Consider the following 16,129-nt stretch of genomic DNA (forward strand, 5'->3'; position numbering starts at 1 on the left):
CGTTTCTTACGTCTATGAAACCAAAACTGTAATTACTTGCGATTTCTTCCATTTGAGCAGAAGTTTTATCCTCTAATTCGGTAAGTTTCAGATGATGCTCTGGATCATCTGGTGCAGATAAATGATGATTGAAAATAATAACATCTCCTTTAAAATTATCTTTAAGATATTTAAAATACTGAATAAGTTCTCCAGCTTCTGTGCCACCATATGCGTGGAAAAAGAGTACATCACTGTTGCCATCAATATCTTCTTCAATTAATGGTAGTAATTGTGGGACTTGTAAACCGCTACGAGCTGTATTTATAATTTCAAAATCAATATCTGAAAAATCACCTTCTAAAGTTGCTTCTACACGGCTAGACTTTATAGAGTAAACAATAGACTGTCCATGAAATTGGATTTTAACAGTACTATTCTCTTTATTGTAGGTCTTGTTCAATTTCTTTCGTGAAGATCTTAACTCATTTATTAGGCTTTGAGAAGGTTGAATTTCTGGCAAGCTGTATTGATCTAAATTGTCGTTAGAGCAGCTAGTTATTACCAAACTTAGTAAAAAGTAAAAAATAAATTTCTTCATTTCATGGAATTGTAAAGTGCTAGCCATTTAGGCCTATTTACTTTCCAAGAATACTCTTGAATAACAAAGTCCCGTAATAATTTGCCTTTCATTTCTCGTTGAAGATCGTCCCAATTTGAAGATTCTAGAATAGCTTTTTCTAGTTCCTCAAAATTAGGATCGATAAGTATGCCGCCATTGTTATTCCACCCTGGTAATAAACCTGTTTGATGCGTTGTAATTACCGGCGTTCCCATCATTGCGGCCTCTAGGTTTACCATACCTACTACTTCAGAGTAGCTAGGTGCTATAAATGCGTGTGCATTTCTATAGAGTTTTTGTTTATTCTCGCCGCGCACTGCTCCTAAAAATTGAATGCGCTGATCATCTTTAGCAAAATTTTGCAATTCTGTGCTATGTTCATTTTTAGGACCAGCGATTTTTAAATCAAAATCAAGCAATTTCAGAGACTTAAATACATCAATTAATAATCTTACTCCTTTTTTTGGATGAATGCGACCTAAGAAAAGGAAATAGGGTCTTACCGGTTTATCTCGTTCGATTATGTTTTCAATTCTAATTGCATTAGGTATACAAACGACTTGAGCTTTAGGAAATAGCTTTTGAAGGTTTTTTTGCTCGTCTGGTGTTATGGCATGAATGTATCTCGCTTTCGCGAAAGCGGAACCAGCCAACATCTTAAAATACAATTTCTTTTTAAGCGTTCCTTCTTTCCACAGCCATGGCTCATACATACCATGTGGCGTGAGAATGAAAGGAATTTTATTTTTTGCGGCAATTTTTGCAGCAATATATTGTGCATGCATCCACACGCCATGAAGATGAAAAATGGAATCGACTGGCAATGATTTCAAGTGTCTTGTAAGTTCTTGAGAATAAAGCCATGGTCCTTTTTGATTGAAAGCTTTTGCTTCTAAATCGTCAGTATCTTTTAATGTTGTGAGAATCTGTGATGCAGGAAATTGAGATTGTATATCTTTTACAACCGTACGGACTCCACCGCTAGCTCTAGAGATATCCTCGGAAATATGAAACAAGTCTTTCAAATTTCTTTTTGATTTACAGGTTTTAAGATTTGCTTTTCATAATTACGATCTAGCATTAAAAATAGGTTGATGAAAAAAGCAAAAAATAACACACCATTTTCACGCTCTAAAATATTTTCTGAAAACATGACAATACAATAAAACAGCAATATGGCTATAAATAAATAGTTTTTCTTGTAGAAAGCTCGGATCAAATGATATAATAAAAATAATGCGAAGAATAGTAATCCTAAATAACCAACATTGAGAATGATACCTAAGAACTGATTGTGACTGTTATATCTGTTATCGGCTAAAAATTGAGCATCTTCTTGATAACACTCTACAAGTTTGTTTTTTCCATCACCTATTCCATAACCGAATATTCCTGCATCAGGAACGACACTAGTAACACACTGGTAAATAGAGTATCTTATATTAGTAGAATTAGTCAGTGAAGCATCTGCATTCTTAACTTGCAGAAGTTCTGAGAAACGCTCATTTACTTTGGGATTAAGTATTATAGTGGCAACTAACCCTGCTAATCCTAATCCAAAAACTATATATAGATTCTTATTTTTAAACATTAAAACTAAATATGCTGCTACTAAGATTAGGGCAATAATTGGTCCCTTTTTAATCATGATTAACAAGAATCCAATCAGCACTGCATTAATGAGAATAAGCAGTAATAGTTTTTTCCAATTGAGCTTTTGCTGAACTAAAAAAAGTGAAAATATTATTGAAACACCTATATGCATGCTTAAATAGATAGGGTGAATTTTCCATCCCGAAATATCTGTTCTTATAATATTGATAAAATGAAGTATCACTTCATCAAAACTATACTGCTGGCTAAAAATGATAAACGCACCAACACAAAGAATTAAGGTTGCAACTATAAAATACCACATCAATTGATAGCGTCTAGCAAGTATATAGGTCAAGCATCGCTTGCTCATACTGGCAATTATAAGTGGGAAAATAAGCAAGGCAGCTCCAGTGGAGATTTTGCGCATTCCATAAGAAAAATCGTCTGTATATAGTAAGCTAATGAGATAGAATAGGAATAAACTAGAATTTAATAAAAAATAATTCCATTTAAAATTTTCTTTATCTAAAATCTTGCTAATGATGGCTAACAATGCATAAATCCCTATTAGAACTGGCCTAACTCCTCTTGGAATAATAGGCATTATGAACATGAGGGCTGTCATGTAATAAAGCAGCTGCGGTAAATTAGATTTTAGTTTTTCTTTGATACCCATACTTTTTGATCAAAAAAGAAATTTGATAGCTTCATAATTAATTTAGGAATGGCATACAAACCTATTAAAGTTCCCACAAAATAACTATAACCATTAGTGAAATCACCTCTTAGGAGAAAAAGTAAGTGCATAGCAAAATAAAAAGCTACTGCCTTTTTCAAATAATCAGCGCTATTGAGCCAAGTCATGAAAAATATCATTGCAATTGCAAGCATAAGCGCCATCAAAACTACTCCAAAAATTCCAAAATTCATGTAACCTTCTGCAATCACCGGATTAGAAAGGTTTGCAAAATAATAATCATATTTTTCGATCAAATAATCGCCTACTATAATTCCAGAAGAATCTGGTTTACCTTCCCAGATGCCTCGTGGAATAAAGAATAGAAACGCACTAAGTAATTGAAAGCCATAAAATAAGCCTCGTTCCTCTACAATTTCAATAACGATACCCATGTTACAAAAAGCGTCATAGTTAAGCGACATAAATCCTTTGCTCATGGCACCTTTGTCAATCACATTAGAAAAAAGACTAGGGTTTTCTAGCATTTCAGAAATACCATAATCTGAATGAGTTATTATTTGGGCTAAAGGAAAAAACACAATCATAATAATAAAAAGTGTTAGGCTCATTTTTACGTTGCTATTTAGCAATTTTGGAAAGAATAAGAAAATGAGCAATATGTATATTGGTCCCAACGCATTACGCTTTTCAACTAAAGGATTCTTAAAATAAAAAAGAAGCACAAAAAGCAACAACATTATAAAAAGGTTGATGATCCATATTTGCGTAGAAATACCTTTTTTATCAAATAAATATTTGCATAAAACAATTCCAGCTAGTGGGATGACAAATAGTATTTTCTTTTGGATTAGTTGAGCGCCAGGAGAAAAACTAGATGGTAAGTATTCTGGCCTTGCCAATTCTTCAACAATGAAAGGATATGATATTACAACGATAATTACAGAAATTAAAATAATTAAAACTGTATTTCTCAATAGTGATGAAATTTTTATTTCTTGAATTGGAACTTGTGATGGTTTCTTTTTAATTAAGGATTTAATGCCTATATAAAATAGGAAAAAACAGATGTGAAAAATCGCAACGAGACCGTTTGCCTTGAGAAATAAATGTTCTTTATAAGGGAAATAATGATCAAACAATCCATTCTCTAGAGGTGCTAAAACATTTGCTTGCGTCACAGGTGCGACTAAAAAGAACAAAAATGAGAATACAATATAAGCACTTAAAAAAGGACTATAGGATTTCTCGATAAAAATATGATAGTAGGTAATAAAAGTTAATAAAACTGCATTACCAAAAAATGCCAGCCATAACTCTAGCGTAGCCTCAAAAGTTGAAAATAACAATACCGTTATAAACAGATAAATAAAAATGAATATGTTTCTAAGAATCATTGATACAAGTTGTAGCTAAGGTATATCATTAAATCCACTCTTACCCTTATGTTTTTAATAGTTGCTTGATATCCATTTTATAAAAATAGGTAGCTGCCAAAAACATTACGAATTCTGTTGAAATAGCTGTAACAACTGTTCCTTTCAAACCTAAATATGGTACGATGCTAAAACCTAAAGCAAGATTAAAAATAGTACCTATTACCATCACATTCATTCGTTCCTTAAATAATTTTCTAGACGGTGCATAAAGATTCGTAAATAATAAACTCAATCCTGTGAAAAAAGCGATCAGCCCCATCCATTGTAATAAATTGACATTTTGATATATGTCTGGATCTTTGAAAAGTAGTTCAACAATCCATTTACCTAAAAAAACTATACCTAACAAACCTAATAATCCTATGCCTGCAATACCAGGTATTAATTTCATCATCATCTTATTTTTTTCATCATTAGATTTTCTAGACATATAAGGATAAATCGCCTGGTAAATAGGAAGATACATTTTCTTTGCTGCTATCATTAATCGGTCAAAAGCACTAAAGATTCCAACAATAGAATCTCCTGCAAAAAGGCCCAGAACAAGCCCATTTGCTGCAAAAGTCAATTGAGAAGATATATCTGATATAAAAATTTGAAAACTTTCCTTGTAAAAAGCAGTAGAATCTTTGAAATTAGGCCATTGCCATTTTACATATTTTAAACTAATAGTAAACATGATGGCCCCAGCGACTAAGAAACCAATAGAATTGAATATAGGTACGAATGAATAATCTTCAGGTGATGAAATAAAAACAAAAAGCAGAACAGTAAAAAGTATTTTAGCCACTGCGTTTATCACAGTTAATAGCTGCATTCTTTCAATACCTTGAAAAAACCAATCTGCTAAAATAGTTTGACCTATAACGATACCATAGCTCAATAAATAAATATGCCATTCTACTCTGAATCTAGGTATAAGAAAAACAAAAGCTATAAGTAAAACAAAGACGATAACAAGCAATATCATTCTTGCCCAAAATACCTTAAAGTAAATCGTTGAATAATCTTCTTTTTTCTCTCTTAAAATAGAGATTTCTCTTGTTGCTGTTGTACTAAACCCAAAATCTGCAAATGCAATACAAAATGCCATTAAATATTGGGCAAGCATTACCAATCCAAAACGTTCCAAGCCTAAAGTACGCTCTAAAAAAGGAATAATCAAAAAAGGCAAAATGTAATTAAGTGCCTGCAAAACGGTAAGCGCACCATAGTTCTTAGCCACGATTTTTTCTTCTCCAGAAAGTTTTTTAGAAAATCTACTCATGAAATGGTTAGCTTACCTTGACCAACGCTAAAATAGCCATTTTTGTGTACCTAAGAGTTCAAATAAGCCTCATACATCATCTCCACACCTTTTTCAAGTTCAACCTCGTGTTTCCAACCTAATTCATGCAGTTTTGACACATCTGTAAGCTTACGTGGTGTGCCGTCTGGTTTTGAACTGTCCCAATTTAGGGTTCCTTCATAACCTACCGTTTTTCTAATCATTAGGGCCAGGTCTTTTATAGCGATATCTTCTCCGGTTCCAATATTAAGATGTGTATTTCTTATGTCTTTTTCGCTTCCTTTTACATCAGCAAAATCTTTGTTCTCCATCAAGTACACACAGGCTTTTGCCATGTCATGTGACCATAGAAACTCTCGTTTTGGTGAACCGGTTCCCCATAAAGCGATGCCATTTTCTGTGATACCGTGTTTTTGTAATTCCGCTTTCGCGAAAGCGAGATCATCAACACCTAAATCATCCATTAATGCTTGCTCATCACCTTCCATCAGCAATTTACCTAGGTGCATTTTACGAATCAATGCAGGTAAAACATGGGATTTCTCTAGATCAAAATTATCGTTAGGACCGTACAAATTTGTAGGCATTACAGAGATGAAGTTGGTGCCATATTGCAGATTATAGCTCTCGCACATTTTGATACCAGCGATTTTTGCTACTGCATAAGGTTCATTAGTATATTCTAGTGGACCGGTAAGTAAACTGTCCTCTGGCATGGGCTGTGGTGCCATTTTAGGATAGATGCATGTACTTCCTAGAAACAATAACTTTTTCACACCATTCAAATAACTGTGATGGATCACGTTATTTTGAATCATGAGATTTTTATAGATGAAATCTGCTCGATAAGTGTTGTTTGCCACGATACCACCTACGCTAGCCGCCGCAAGAAAAATATATTCTGGCTTTTCTGTAGTAAAAAAGTCTGCAGTGGCTTGTTGATTTGTAAGATCTAGCTCTTTGTGAGTTTTAAGAACAAAATTTGTGTAACCTAGCTCTTTTAACTCACTAACGATGGCGCTTCCTACAAGTCCACGATGTCCAGCGACGTATATTTTTGAATCTTTATTCATTTTTTTGTTGCACTCATTAAGTAACTCAAAGTTTAAAATCATTCGTTTTAAAATCTGTCCTTTCATTTTTTGCTTGGTCAAAAAACGAAACAAAAAAATCAAGGCTTAAGAACCTAAGACTAAAAATTTTGTTTGCTACGGCGCAAAAAGAAAGTTTCTAGATATTTAAATTCTTCAAGAATAAAACTAATATTTCCTATAATACATAATATCTGAACTAAAACGATTTTTGCTTAACCCTACGCCTCACTTCATTTTTAACGTGTAATGTTATTAGGCCATTTTTATCACAGAAATAGTGGTTTTTCTTTACTCAAAATAGTTATTGATTCTATAACCACCACTTTTTAAATATTCTTCTCGAGACATTAAATGTAAATCACTTTTCATCATGTCATTAACGAGATCTTGAAGGGCGATTTCTGGAACCCAACCTAGTTTTTCTTTGGCTTTAGTAGGGTCACCGATTAATAAATCTACCTCTGTAGGACGGAAATATCGTGGATCTACCGCTACTACTTCTTTACCTATTTCTAGCTGGTAATCTGGATTTGAGCAGGATTTAACGGTTCCTTTCTCATCCACACCTTCACCATTAAATTCTAGTTCTATTCCCACGAACTGAAAAGCCATACGTACAAAATCACGCACGCTAGTAGTTGTTCCTGTCGCGATAACCCAATCTTCTGGCTGGTCGTGCTGTAGGATCATCCACATCATGCGCACATAATCTTTGGCGTGTCCCCAATCACGTTTTGCATCTAGATTACCCAAATACACTTTATCTTGAAGTCCTTTTACGATTTTAGAAGTCGCGCGAGTAATTTTTCTGGTTACAAATGTCTCTCCACGTACAGGAGATTCATGATTAAAAAGAATCCCATTACAAGCAAACATCCCATAAGCTTCACGGTAATTTACCGTTGCCCAATAGGCATACATTTTTGCCACGGCATATGGACTACGCGGATAAAATGGTGTGGTTTCGCTCTGTGGAATTTCTTGCACCTTACCATACAATTCTGATGTAGAAGCTTGATAAACTTTAGTCTTCTTTTCCATGCCGAGTAAGCGTACAGATTCTAGGATACGTAGGGCACCTATTCCATCGGCATTAGCGGTGTATTCTGGCATTTCAAAAGAAACTTGTACATGTGACATAGCCGCAAGATTATAAATCTCGTCTGGCTGTGTTTCTTTGATGATTCTAGTCAGGTTAGTCGTATCTGTAAGGTCACCATAATGCAATTTAAAATTTACATCAGTCTCATGAGGATCTTGATACAGATGATCGATACGATCTGTATTAAACAATGAAGCACGGCGTTTGATACCGTGTACTTCATATCCTTTTTTTAATAAAAACTCACTTAAATAAGCTCCATCTTGACCGGTTACTCCAGTGATTAATGCTACTTTATGATTCTTTTCAGACATATGCTAATTGTAAAGTTGTAAAAATAAGGTTTCCTTAAGACTTATACCTAGCCACTACCCTATCTAATCCATCGCTAATAGATGGAATTACATAATTGAAAACTTGTTCTGTTTTTTGGCCATCCATAACACTATAAGAAGGTCGTTTTGCAGCTGTTTTAAACTCTGCTACTGCTTGTATCGTTTTACTTAAACCCAGCTTTTGATTTATTGCTTTCGCGAAAGCGTACCACGTCATCTCACCTTGATTGGTAAAATGGTAAACCCCATAAGTCGCAGTATCGTTTTCTATAACCTGTTTTATAAAAGTAGCCACATCTATTGCACTGGTAGGAGAACCTGTCTGAGAATCGACTATATTTAGTTCTTTCATATCTGTTTCAGCAACCCAGCGGAAGAAATTCTTTCCATGCGGTGCATATAACCAAGAGATTCTAAAGATGTAATGTTTACCGTCAATTTGAGTAATGGCTTTCTCACCTGCTAACTTACTGGCTCCATAAACGTTGATAGGATCTGTTTCTTGATTTGATTTGTATGGCGCTGTTGTTTCGCCGTTAAAAACATAGTCAGTAGAAAAATGAATTAAAGTAGCATCATATTGATTAGCTATTTGTGCCATTTTTTGAACGGCAAGTGCGTTTATTTTAAAGGCTTTTTCTTTTTCGGTTTCAGCTAGATCAACGGCTGTGTATGCTGCACAATTGATGATGTAATCTGGCTGTATATTTTTGACTTTTTGGTATAGCTGAAAACTACAAGTAATGTCAAGTTCTTTACTTGAAAAAAGAAATAAATTATAGTCTTTTAACGCAGCTGTGATGGCTGTTCCTAGCATTCCAGTAGCGCCAGTGATGAGAATTTTTTTCAAATTAAATCATTTTTAATAACACGTCTTCGATACTTCGATGAACTCAACTCAAGCAAGTTCAGACTGACATTCTTGTTCTATTAGTAATTAAAACGCTTGTCACACTGAGCTTGTCGAAGTGTGATTAACGTAACCGATTTATTAATCTACCGTAAATTACAGCTTTAAATACCCTAACTTCTCATCCTTCTCAGATAAGATGATGTCTTCTCGAGGTAATTGCCAGTCTATGTTTAACTTAGGATCGTCGTATCTGATACCTGTTTCCATATCTGGCTGATAGGTATTATCAATTTGATAATTAACAATTGCAGTTTCAGAGAGTACAGAAAAGCCGTGTAAAAAACCTCTAGGTACAAGAAGTTGTTTGTTATTCTCACCAGAGAGTTCAATAGTGTAATGTTGCAAGTATGTAGGTGATTCTGGTCTATAATCTACCACAACATCGAGAATACGACCACTTATACAACGCACCAATTTTGCCTGTGCAGCTTCACCTTTTTGGGCATGCAATCCTCTCAAAACACCATAAGTAGAAGTACTTTCATTTGTTGTAATAAACGGCTTTTGTTTAGGAACCGCTTTCGCGAAAGCGATACTGTCAAAGGCTACTACAAACTTGCCACGAGCATCTGGAAAAACTGCAGGCTCTATAATGATACAATCTACAAGAGGAGTATGACTAATTATCATTTTAATCCTTTTTCTGGTACGTGTTTAAAAATCTCCAAATAATAGGAATTAAGGCTACTAAAAGACCAAATCCAAAGAATACTAAGGCAAATGTTACCGTAAAGTGCTTTTTCTCAATCGTTCCTTTTTTGATGAAATAAGAAACGATATTCACGGTATTCTTAAATTCATATTTCTTTTCTCGCTCTGTTTCTAGCAAATAAAGAATATTTGTTTTTTCCTCAAAAAGGGTTTCAAAATTAACCATTCCATTTTGCCCATTTACAAAAACGTTAGTCCCATTGGACAAGTCAGAGTCTTTATCTTTAATAGCGGTTTGATAAGCACTAATTAGGGAATCTATTTCTTTGAGCTGGTATTCTCTTTTTGCGATATTAAAATCTGTTGTTTCTACGCTCGCCATTCTTTGCGCTTTAATCAACGGATTATCTTCTACCTTAACAATACCTGATGCTGCTTTTTCTAGTGCTGCTCTATTTTTTGACGTAACAGAAACTCTATAAAACTGGTAATCAATGTCTCTTTTTGCTTCTTTAAAACCTTCAAAAGTATAATTTTCAAGCGCTATGGTGTCAGCACGACGTGCCATATAATCGTATTCCTTGAGTAATTCTGTATCGTTATAGTCTGGTTCTATTTCAAAGGATACAAATGTCTTTGCTTCTTCAGTAGAGATATTAAGTTGTTTTCCTAAGGTTTCATAGTCTTCTTGATCTACTAGAGAATTGTAATACTCCACATTAGAAATTAATTGGCTAGAACTCTCAAAGTTGGGCTGTACTCTTAATTGCGCAGTAAAATTCTTTTTACTTTCTCTACTCAAATACATTCCTAAAGCTGCTCCTATAATAAACAGTGCCACTAAAAGAATAATGTTGTTTTTAATAAAGATTAAGAATAACACTAGAAAGTGTGCAATACCTTTAAAAATATTACCTATACCGTTAAATAAGTTTTTAAACCCATTACTTATCCAAACAAATACTGGTACTAAATCGACCTCTTGTTCTTGATTTTGATCTGGCTGGTTATTCATGTAAACTATTTTGTTAAGGATTCAAATATACTTGAACTATGTGAATTGTTTTGAAACGGTGAATTATAAATAAAATTATGAATCTGTAGTTACACTTGTTTCTTCTGGAGTAGAAATACTGTTCTCCATTATTTGTTCAAGAATCTTTTCTGTAATTACGTAAACTGGTTTTACACCTATTAACCCCAGTCCGCCGCTGGCAAGTGTATGTCCAGTTTTAAGAGGATTATCACTAGCATAATATGCATATCTTACTTTTACCTTCCTGCGTATGCTACGTCGCACACGAGAAGCTGCTTGAATTGCTTTTTGATAATGCGCTCCTTCCATTTCTAGGCCTATTACATTCCAGCTTGAGTTGTAGAAAAATTCTAATAGATCTTTATTTTGTAAGGAAGTTCCTAGAACAGTTACCATAGAACCGGTTACAACTTTAATGTCGTCACTTTCTAGATCTTTTTTACTCAATCTATTCTTGAAAGGATAATTATCTGCTGTACCTTCAAAAACATGCGCATCTGGCACCATAATATCGCCTTTATCTCCTTCAAGTATACCAGCTTTACCCATAATATTGATAGACTGCACATTCATCTGGTGCATTTTTCCTACCTCATCTTTAAAAGGCTTCAATAGCTCATCCATGGTTTCATAGGCTTGTTCACCAAATGCGTAGTCCATAACTATGAGAACAGGTTTTGTGCTGTTCTCGCTTTCGCGAAAGCGAATGTCACAAAAATCTACTTTCTCAAATTCACAATTAGAAAGATCAAAAATTTGAACGTCGATATTAGTACCACTTTGATCTTTAAGCTCTGTCATCCCATTAGCAAGTGCATGCTTTTTAATCAAATCACGGTTTTTCTTACCACTGTCATTACTAAGATCTGCAAAGATCTCCATGCGACTCTTTTTTTGCATTTGAGATGCAAGCGCCTTGGGCCCATAAAGAGAGTTCATTACACTGTGTAAATTTGCACTGATAATGTGCAATGGTCTATCAAAAAGACCTTGCTCTACTAGGTGTTTTTTGATACGCATCGCCCAGATATCACCGTGAATATGATGACCTAGACGTTCTCTAAGAACTGGTGAAAAGGTAACTAGTCGCTTCTCTTCGTCAAGTACTTCTTGTCTAGCTAGTCTTCCTAGGTGATAAATAACACTTAAAAATCTATTAGGATTTGAAGCGGTAGCAAAGTCTGCATAGACTGACTTTACTTCATCAAAAGTACGACCTAGTATATTTGCTACATGAGTAATGGCTACCTCCTTTTCTTCTTGAGAAAGTTTCTTCTTTGATATAGCGTCTTCTAGACATTTCCAGTCTCGAGTAGTATTACCGTTATCGCCTACCATGACTTGTTTCATGATTTTATGCGATTCTATCATAAGAAATGTAAGGTGCGTTAAAATATCATAGATCTCTGAGCGTCCTCTTGTGACTTCTATGTTCATTTGCTGGCTGTCTATTCTATAACAGTTGCGCCTTCTCTTTTTAGGAATAATAGCTTTAAAATGAGAACCTTCATATCCTTCATCACTAGTAAGATTGATATAAGTACATTCTTCAATACCTACTGGCAATCGATCCATAACATAAAGTAAACCACTAAGTTCTATTTTCTCTTCAGAAATAGAACCATAAATCTCTGGTCGTAATGTAAGTAGTGATTCTCTTAAAGACTCACCACTTACGCCCATAGGTTTATAAAAACCTCTATTAAATAAATGTCGCATGGTGATGTACATGCGTTCTATAGCGTTAGTACTTTCTTGGGCTCTAGTGCGTGGTTCTACGTTTATTATTGGCATATTTTCTCTTTCGTGACAAAGGTAAGTATTTAGTATAGTGACTCGGTAACTGTTTAAATGAGGATTTCTAAGCAATTTTGTTTTACTATGATATTGTATGGAGGTTTTAAATGAGCTGGCTCTCCATCTAATTGTGCTGGACATTCTTTACTGCAATTAAGGTTTAGCTCTTTTATAGACTTTGCATAATTTTTTTTAAATAGAAGTATTTTACTCATCTTAAAGGTGAGGTCTTTTCTAGATGTAGCATCTACCATATCTAAATATCCGTTGTTTATTTGTGCGCCTGGAGTTAAAGAAACTTTATACCCTAAAAACTTTGTGTTTGAAACTAGCACACAGTATTTAAGGCCTGAATGCCCTTCTATTTTAATTTGGTTTTTACGATTTGCAAAAAATGTTTTTAATCCATGTTTTAAATAGGTAACGAAACCTCTTTTCAAATCTTTATCATATCTATGAATTACTTCAGCAGGGTAACCTAACGCAAAATTTGAAAAGAAAAACTGATTATTAACTACACCACAATCAATTTTGACTGTCCTTGATTCAATGATAGACCTACACATTTCTAATACAGAATCCACAATCCCTAAATGTCCAGCGAGACCATTTCCGGATCCACGAGGTAAAATGCCTAGTTTTATTTTAGAATTAACAAGATATTTTGCAATGGTATTCACGGTACCATCCCCACCGACGGCTATTATTATATCTATATTTTTCTTAATACATAATAGCGTTAGTTTCTCTAAATTCTTTTTAGAAGAAGAATACAAGATATCAAGATGAAAACTATGTTCATTTAAGTATGAAGTAAGTTCTTTGTACTCAAGTCTATTCCCACTTTTACCTGAAATAGGATTTACTAAAAAGACTACATTTATCACTACTTATTTTGATTTAAACTCCCATTCATCTGCATACATACCGTATACTTTTCCTAACTCATAGTCTACCACATATTTTTCATCTTTACCTCCTTGAAAGTTTACATGATAAACGTAAGATTTATATCCTAATATATTAGCTTGTTCTAATATAACTTGAAATTTTTGAATAGAACTTCTTGAAAATGCAAGGTGTTCTATTTGATATTTTTTCATGTAAGGAATTAACCTGTCTTTTAGTTCATTAATAATATTTTCTGAGAGTATAGGCTTTATACTGTTTGCAGTAGCTATTTCAGCATCTTTGGTTGTAAATACCTCCATTAGGAGTCGATCTTTATCTATAAAAAGATTTCCAAAATCTTTTACATCTCCAGTTTTATCTGTTATTAAAATGGCGTCTTTATGTTGTTTAAACCAAAGATTTATAGCAGCCATATCAATCGCTGTATATTTATCTAGTATTTTAAATGAATTAAAAACCTCTAAAGTAACTGGTGTATTCCCAGTATATCCGGTTTGCTCTTTCCAAATATCCCAATCGTGAGCTGCAACAAAATGATTATCTACTGTTTTTATAATGTCCAACTCAAAATTTCTAAAACCTTTTTTATAATTATAATCAAGAGCTTCTAAAGAGTTAGTATATACTTTACCATCTATTTTACCACCGGCATGCGCAATAAAGCGGTCGACATCTTTAGTAAAATTGGCAATTGCAGTATCAGTATTTTTGATTAAATCTATTCTTTTATAGGGCACATTAAAATTAAATTCTAAAATAAGATTATTTACAAATTCCTCAGCTTTATTCTCTTTCAGGTTAGCGATATAAGCCTGTCTGTTTTTAAGATCAATCAGTTTATTAAGTCCTAATTTTTTTAATTGTGAACTGTAATTAGAAAACGATTCTCCGGCAGTATCATGAACTACTAAGAAAACATTTTTATCTAAATTAACCGCTGCAGTGATGTGTTCTAACAATTCTATAATAGACTCAGGCATTAAATAAGTGTCAAAATTTTCAATTGATAAAGTTCCTAAATCATCTATGGTAATTAAGTTGATACCTCTGTCAAGTAAAAATTGCTGTTCTCCTAGCTTTACATAACTAAGTTTTTTTGAATTGAAACTAGAGCTTTTTAGAAAAAGAGAAATTGTGTTTTGATCTAAATACACGATTGATCGTGTATTGGTATTTTTTACATTAAATTTTGATTCAACATCATAGACTTCAAAATCTACCTGAGTATCGCCTTTTTTATAAGATGTGATACCATCCAAATCTGTAAAAAATGAGGAAATCTTATCTTCCATTGAAACATCTATTGTAAGTGTTAATGGCTTTTTCACAGCTTGCTTTAATTCACTTTGTGCAATCTCTTGTGTTTTCACAATTCTATATTTATCATCTAAATCTATTTTATAAATACCTGAACTGTTTCCCAATTTTAAGTTTGCAGCAATAATTTCTTGATCAAGGATATTAATTTTAAGCTGTTTCTTATCTTTTGTAATGGTAAAGCCTTGGTCTAAATTAATAGTAGTTAGTGCAGCCACATTTACATCTCGCAGTTGACTTCGATATTTTTCTATAAATTGATTCTTATCATCACCTATTAAATGGCTTAAAAAAACTGCACTAGTTTGGATATCAGAAAGATCTAACACTATTTCAGGCATAGATACTTGAAATAATTCTTTAGTTTCAACTTCTTCTAATTTTTCAGTTGATAGCACAAACAAGCCTCTTTCTTTTAGGTCGTCAATCACTGGATGTGTTGCCATAAATTGATGGTCAGGAACAATTATAACTGTTGTACTATCTAATAGGTTTTCTCGATTGAGCATTTCAAAGAGCTCGCCTATATAATGATCTACAGCAGCGATCATAAATTCTAGATCGGTTTTTTGTGCAGGAATTATGCCTTCCATACGTTCATCATATAGTCCGTCAGGAAAGTGTGTTGCAACAGTGCTTGCATATATCACAAAAGGAAAATTATTGTTTCTCTTTAAGAGTATTTCTTTCTCAAGCTCGTTGAATAGATCCTTATCGTGTAATCCCCATGGGATTCTTTCGTATTTTTCATTAAAGTCTATCTCTGACTTTACTTCAAAACCAAAAGTTTTTAACATGTCATTTATTCCAGAAAAATCTTTATTAGCAATTAAGTAAGTCATACTGTAACCGGCACTTTCAAATACATGTCCCAAAGTATTTAACTTATATTTCTGTGATCCCTGAAAAATATTGTTCCCGTCTTCTCCAAAATAAGCAGGCATTCCTGTAAGAGCCATATATGCAGAAGCGCTTGTCCAATCACCACCTATTGTAGGCTTTAAATCATAATAATAATACTCGTTTTTAAGCTTGTTGAGAAAAGGTGTTAAATCTGGTCGTTCCTTTATAAAACCTTTCTCAAAAGATTCCAGAGATAGAAAAATGATATTCTTACCAGCTTTTGAACTGACTTCATTACTTAATAGCTCATTCGCGTTATCAATCGGAAGTTGTTCTAAGGCTTTTTTAAGTGTGTATGTATTTGATTTTCGTAATGAATATGTTTCATATATATTATAAAATATATTGTCATTGAAACTTAAAAATAAAAAACTCAATAATAAAATCGGAATAAAAATTATTTTTGACATGTTTTTTAATTTTTTAGATAGCTAAACCAACACAAAAG

The 16,129-nt window shown here is 33.5% G+C and carries 13 protein-coding genes; all 13 read right to left on the reverse strand.

The genetic code is table 11. The annotated features are described in order from the left end of the window. Window positions 1-580 (reverse strand): hypothetical protein (locus A9Q93_RS12375; RefSeq protein WP_303687716.1); only part of this gene is annotated, 580 nt, incomplete at its 3' end. Continuing rightward, window positions 577-1,617 carry a glycosyltransferase gene (locus tag A9Q93_RS12380; protein ID WP_303687717.1) on the reverse strand — a complete coding sequence of 347 codons (1,041 nt, stop codon included), beginning with the start codon at window positions 1,615-1,617 and terminating at the stop codon, window positions 577-579. The genes A9Q93_RS12380 and A9Q93_RS12375, both read right to left, overlap by 4 nt. Before the next feature lie 5 nt (window positions 1,618-1,622). Further along, window positions 1,623-2,873, reverse strand: coding sequence for an O-antigen ligase family protein (locus A9Q93_RS12385; protein WP_303687718.1), 1,251 nt, complete (start codon window positions 2,871-2,873; stop codon window positions 1,623-1,625). After that, a complete protein-coding gene (gene wzy / locus A9Q93_RS12390) occupies window positions 2,852-4,291 on the reverse strand; it encodes an O-antigen polysaccharide polymerase Wzy (RefSeq protein ID WP_303687719.1) in 1,440 nt (479 codons plus the stop codon). The genes A9Q93_RS12385 and wzy overlap by 22 nt, the downstream gene beginning before the upstream one ends. A 46-nt stretch (window positions 4,292-4,337) precedes the next feature. Continuing rightward, window positions 4,338-5,558 (reverse strand): oligosaccharide flippase family protein, encoded by a 1,221-nt coding sequence (locus A9Q93_RS12395; protein ID WP_303687720.1) that lies wholly within the window; start codon window positions 5,556-5,558, stop codon window positions 4,338-4,340. Between the two features lie 92 nt (window positions 5,559-5,650). Next, window positions 5,651-6,694 carry a GDP-L-fucose synthase gene (locus tag A9Q93_RS12400; protein WP_303687721.1) on the reverse strand — a complete coding sequence of 348 codons (1,044 nt, stop codon included), beginning with the start codon at window positions 6,692-6,694 and terminating at the stop codon, window positions 5,651-5,653. A 309-nt stretch (window positions 6,695-7,003) separates the two neighbouring features. Continuing rightward, window positions 7,004-8,131 (reverse strand): GDP-mannose 4,6-dehydratase, encoded by a 1,128-nt coding sequence (gmd, locus tag A9Q93_RS12405; RefSeq protein ID WP_303687723.1) that lies wholly within the window; start codon window positions 8,129-8,131, stop codon window positions 7,004-7,006. A 34-nt stretch (window positions 8,132-8,165) separates the two neighbouring features. Beyond that, window positions 8,166-9,002, reverse strand: a complete 837-nt coding sequence (rfbD, locus tag A9Q93_RS12410) for a dTDP-4-dehydrorhamnose reductase (protein ID WP_303687724.1) — start codon at window positions 9,000-9,002, stop codon at window positions 8,166-8,168. Between the two features lie 156 nt (window positions 9,003-9,158). Further along, a complete protein-coding gene (gene rfbC / locus A9Q93_RS12415; RefSeq protein WP_303687726.1) occupies window positions 9,159-9,695 on the reverse strand; it encodes a dTDP-4-dehydrorhamnose 3,5-epimerase in 537 nt (178 codons plus the stop codon). A gap of 1 nt (window position 9,696) precedes the next feature. Continuing rightward, the gene (locus A9Q93_RS12420; RefSeq protein WP_303687727.1) at window positions 9,697-10,731 is read right to left on the reverse strand and encodes a hypothetical protein; all 1,035 of its coding nucleotides are present in this window, start codon (window positions 10,729-10,731) and stop codon (window positions 9,697-9,699) included. 75 nt (window positions 10,732-10,806) lie between these two features. Then, window positions 10,807-12,546 carry a hypothetical protein gene (locus tag A9Q93_RS12425; protein WP_303687728.1) on the reverse strand — a complete coding sequence of 580 codons (1,740 nt, stop codon included), beginning with the start codon at window positions 12,544-12,546 and terminating at the stop codon, window positions 10,807-10,809. A 53-nt stretch (window positions 12,547-12,599) separates the two neighbouring features. Then, window positions 12,600-13,436 (reverse strand): diacylglycerol kinase family protein, encoded by an 837-nt coding sequence (locus A9Q93_RS12430; RefSeq protein WP_303687729.1) that lies wholly within the window; start codon window positions 13,434-13,436, stop codon window positions 12,600-12,602. A 3-nt stretch (window positions 13,437-13,439) separates the two neighbouring features. Then, complete coding sequence (locus tag A9Q93_RS12435; protein ID WP_303687730.1) at window positions 13,440-16,091, reverse strand: sulfatase-like hydrolase/transferase; 2,652 nt, start codon at window positions 16,089-16,091, stop codon at window positions 13,440-13,442. Window positions 16,092-16,129: the final 38 nt, after the last annotated feature.

This window comes from Nonlabens dokdonensis, from assembly GCF_002162835.1.
In the GTDB taxonomy this organism is placed as follows: domain Bacteria; phylum Bacteroidota; class Bacteroidia; order Flavobacteriales; family Flavobacteriaceae; genus Nonlabens; species Nonlabens dokdonensis_B.

Bases quoted from the DNA above. Each gene is read 5' to 3' on its own strand.
- A9Q93_RS12385 (WP_303687718.1), bottom strand. From the start codon at position 2,873: ATGGGTATCAAAGAAAAACTAAAATCTAATTTACCGCAGCTGCTTTAT.
- A9Q93_RS12425 (WP_303687728.1), bottom strand. From the start codon at position 12,546: ATGCCAATAATAAACGTAGAACCACGCACTAGAGCCCAAGAAAGTACT.
- A9Q93_RS12420 (WP_303687727.1), bottom strand. From the start codon at position 10,731: ATGAATAACCAGCCAGATCAAAATCAAGAACAAGAGGTCGATTTAGTA.
- rfbC (WP_303687726.1), bottom strand. From the start codon at position 9,695: ATGATAATTAGTCATACTCCTCTTGTAGATTGTATCATTATAGAGCCT.
- gmd (WP_303687723.1), bottom strand. From the start codon at position 8,131: ATGTCTGAAAAGAATCATAAAGTAGCATTAATCACTGGAGTAACCGGT.
- wzy (WP_303687719.1), bottom strand. From the start codon at position 4,291: ATGATTCTTAGAAACATATTCATTTTTATTTATCTGTTTATAACGGTA.
- A9Q93_RS12400 (WP_303687721.1), bottom strand. From the start codon at position 6,694: ATGAATAAAGATTCAAAAATATACGTCGCTGGACATCGTGGACTTGTA.
- A9Q93_RS12435 (WP_303687730.1), bottom strand. From the start codon at position 16,091: ATGTCAAAAATAATTTTTATTCCGATTTTATTATTGAGTTTTTTATTT.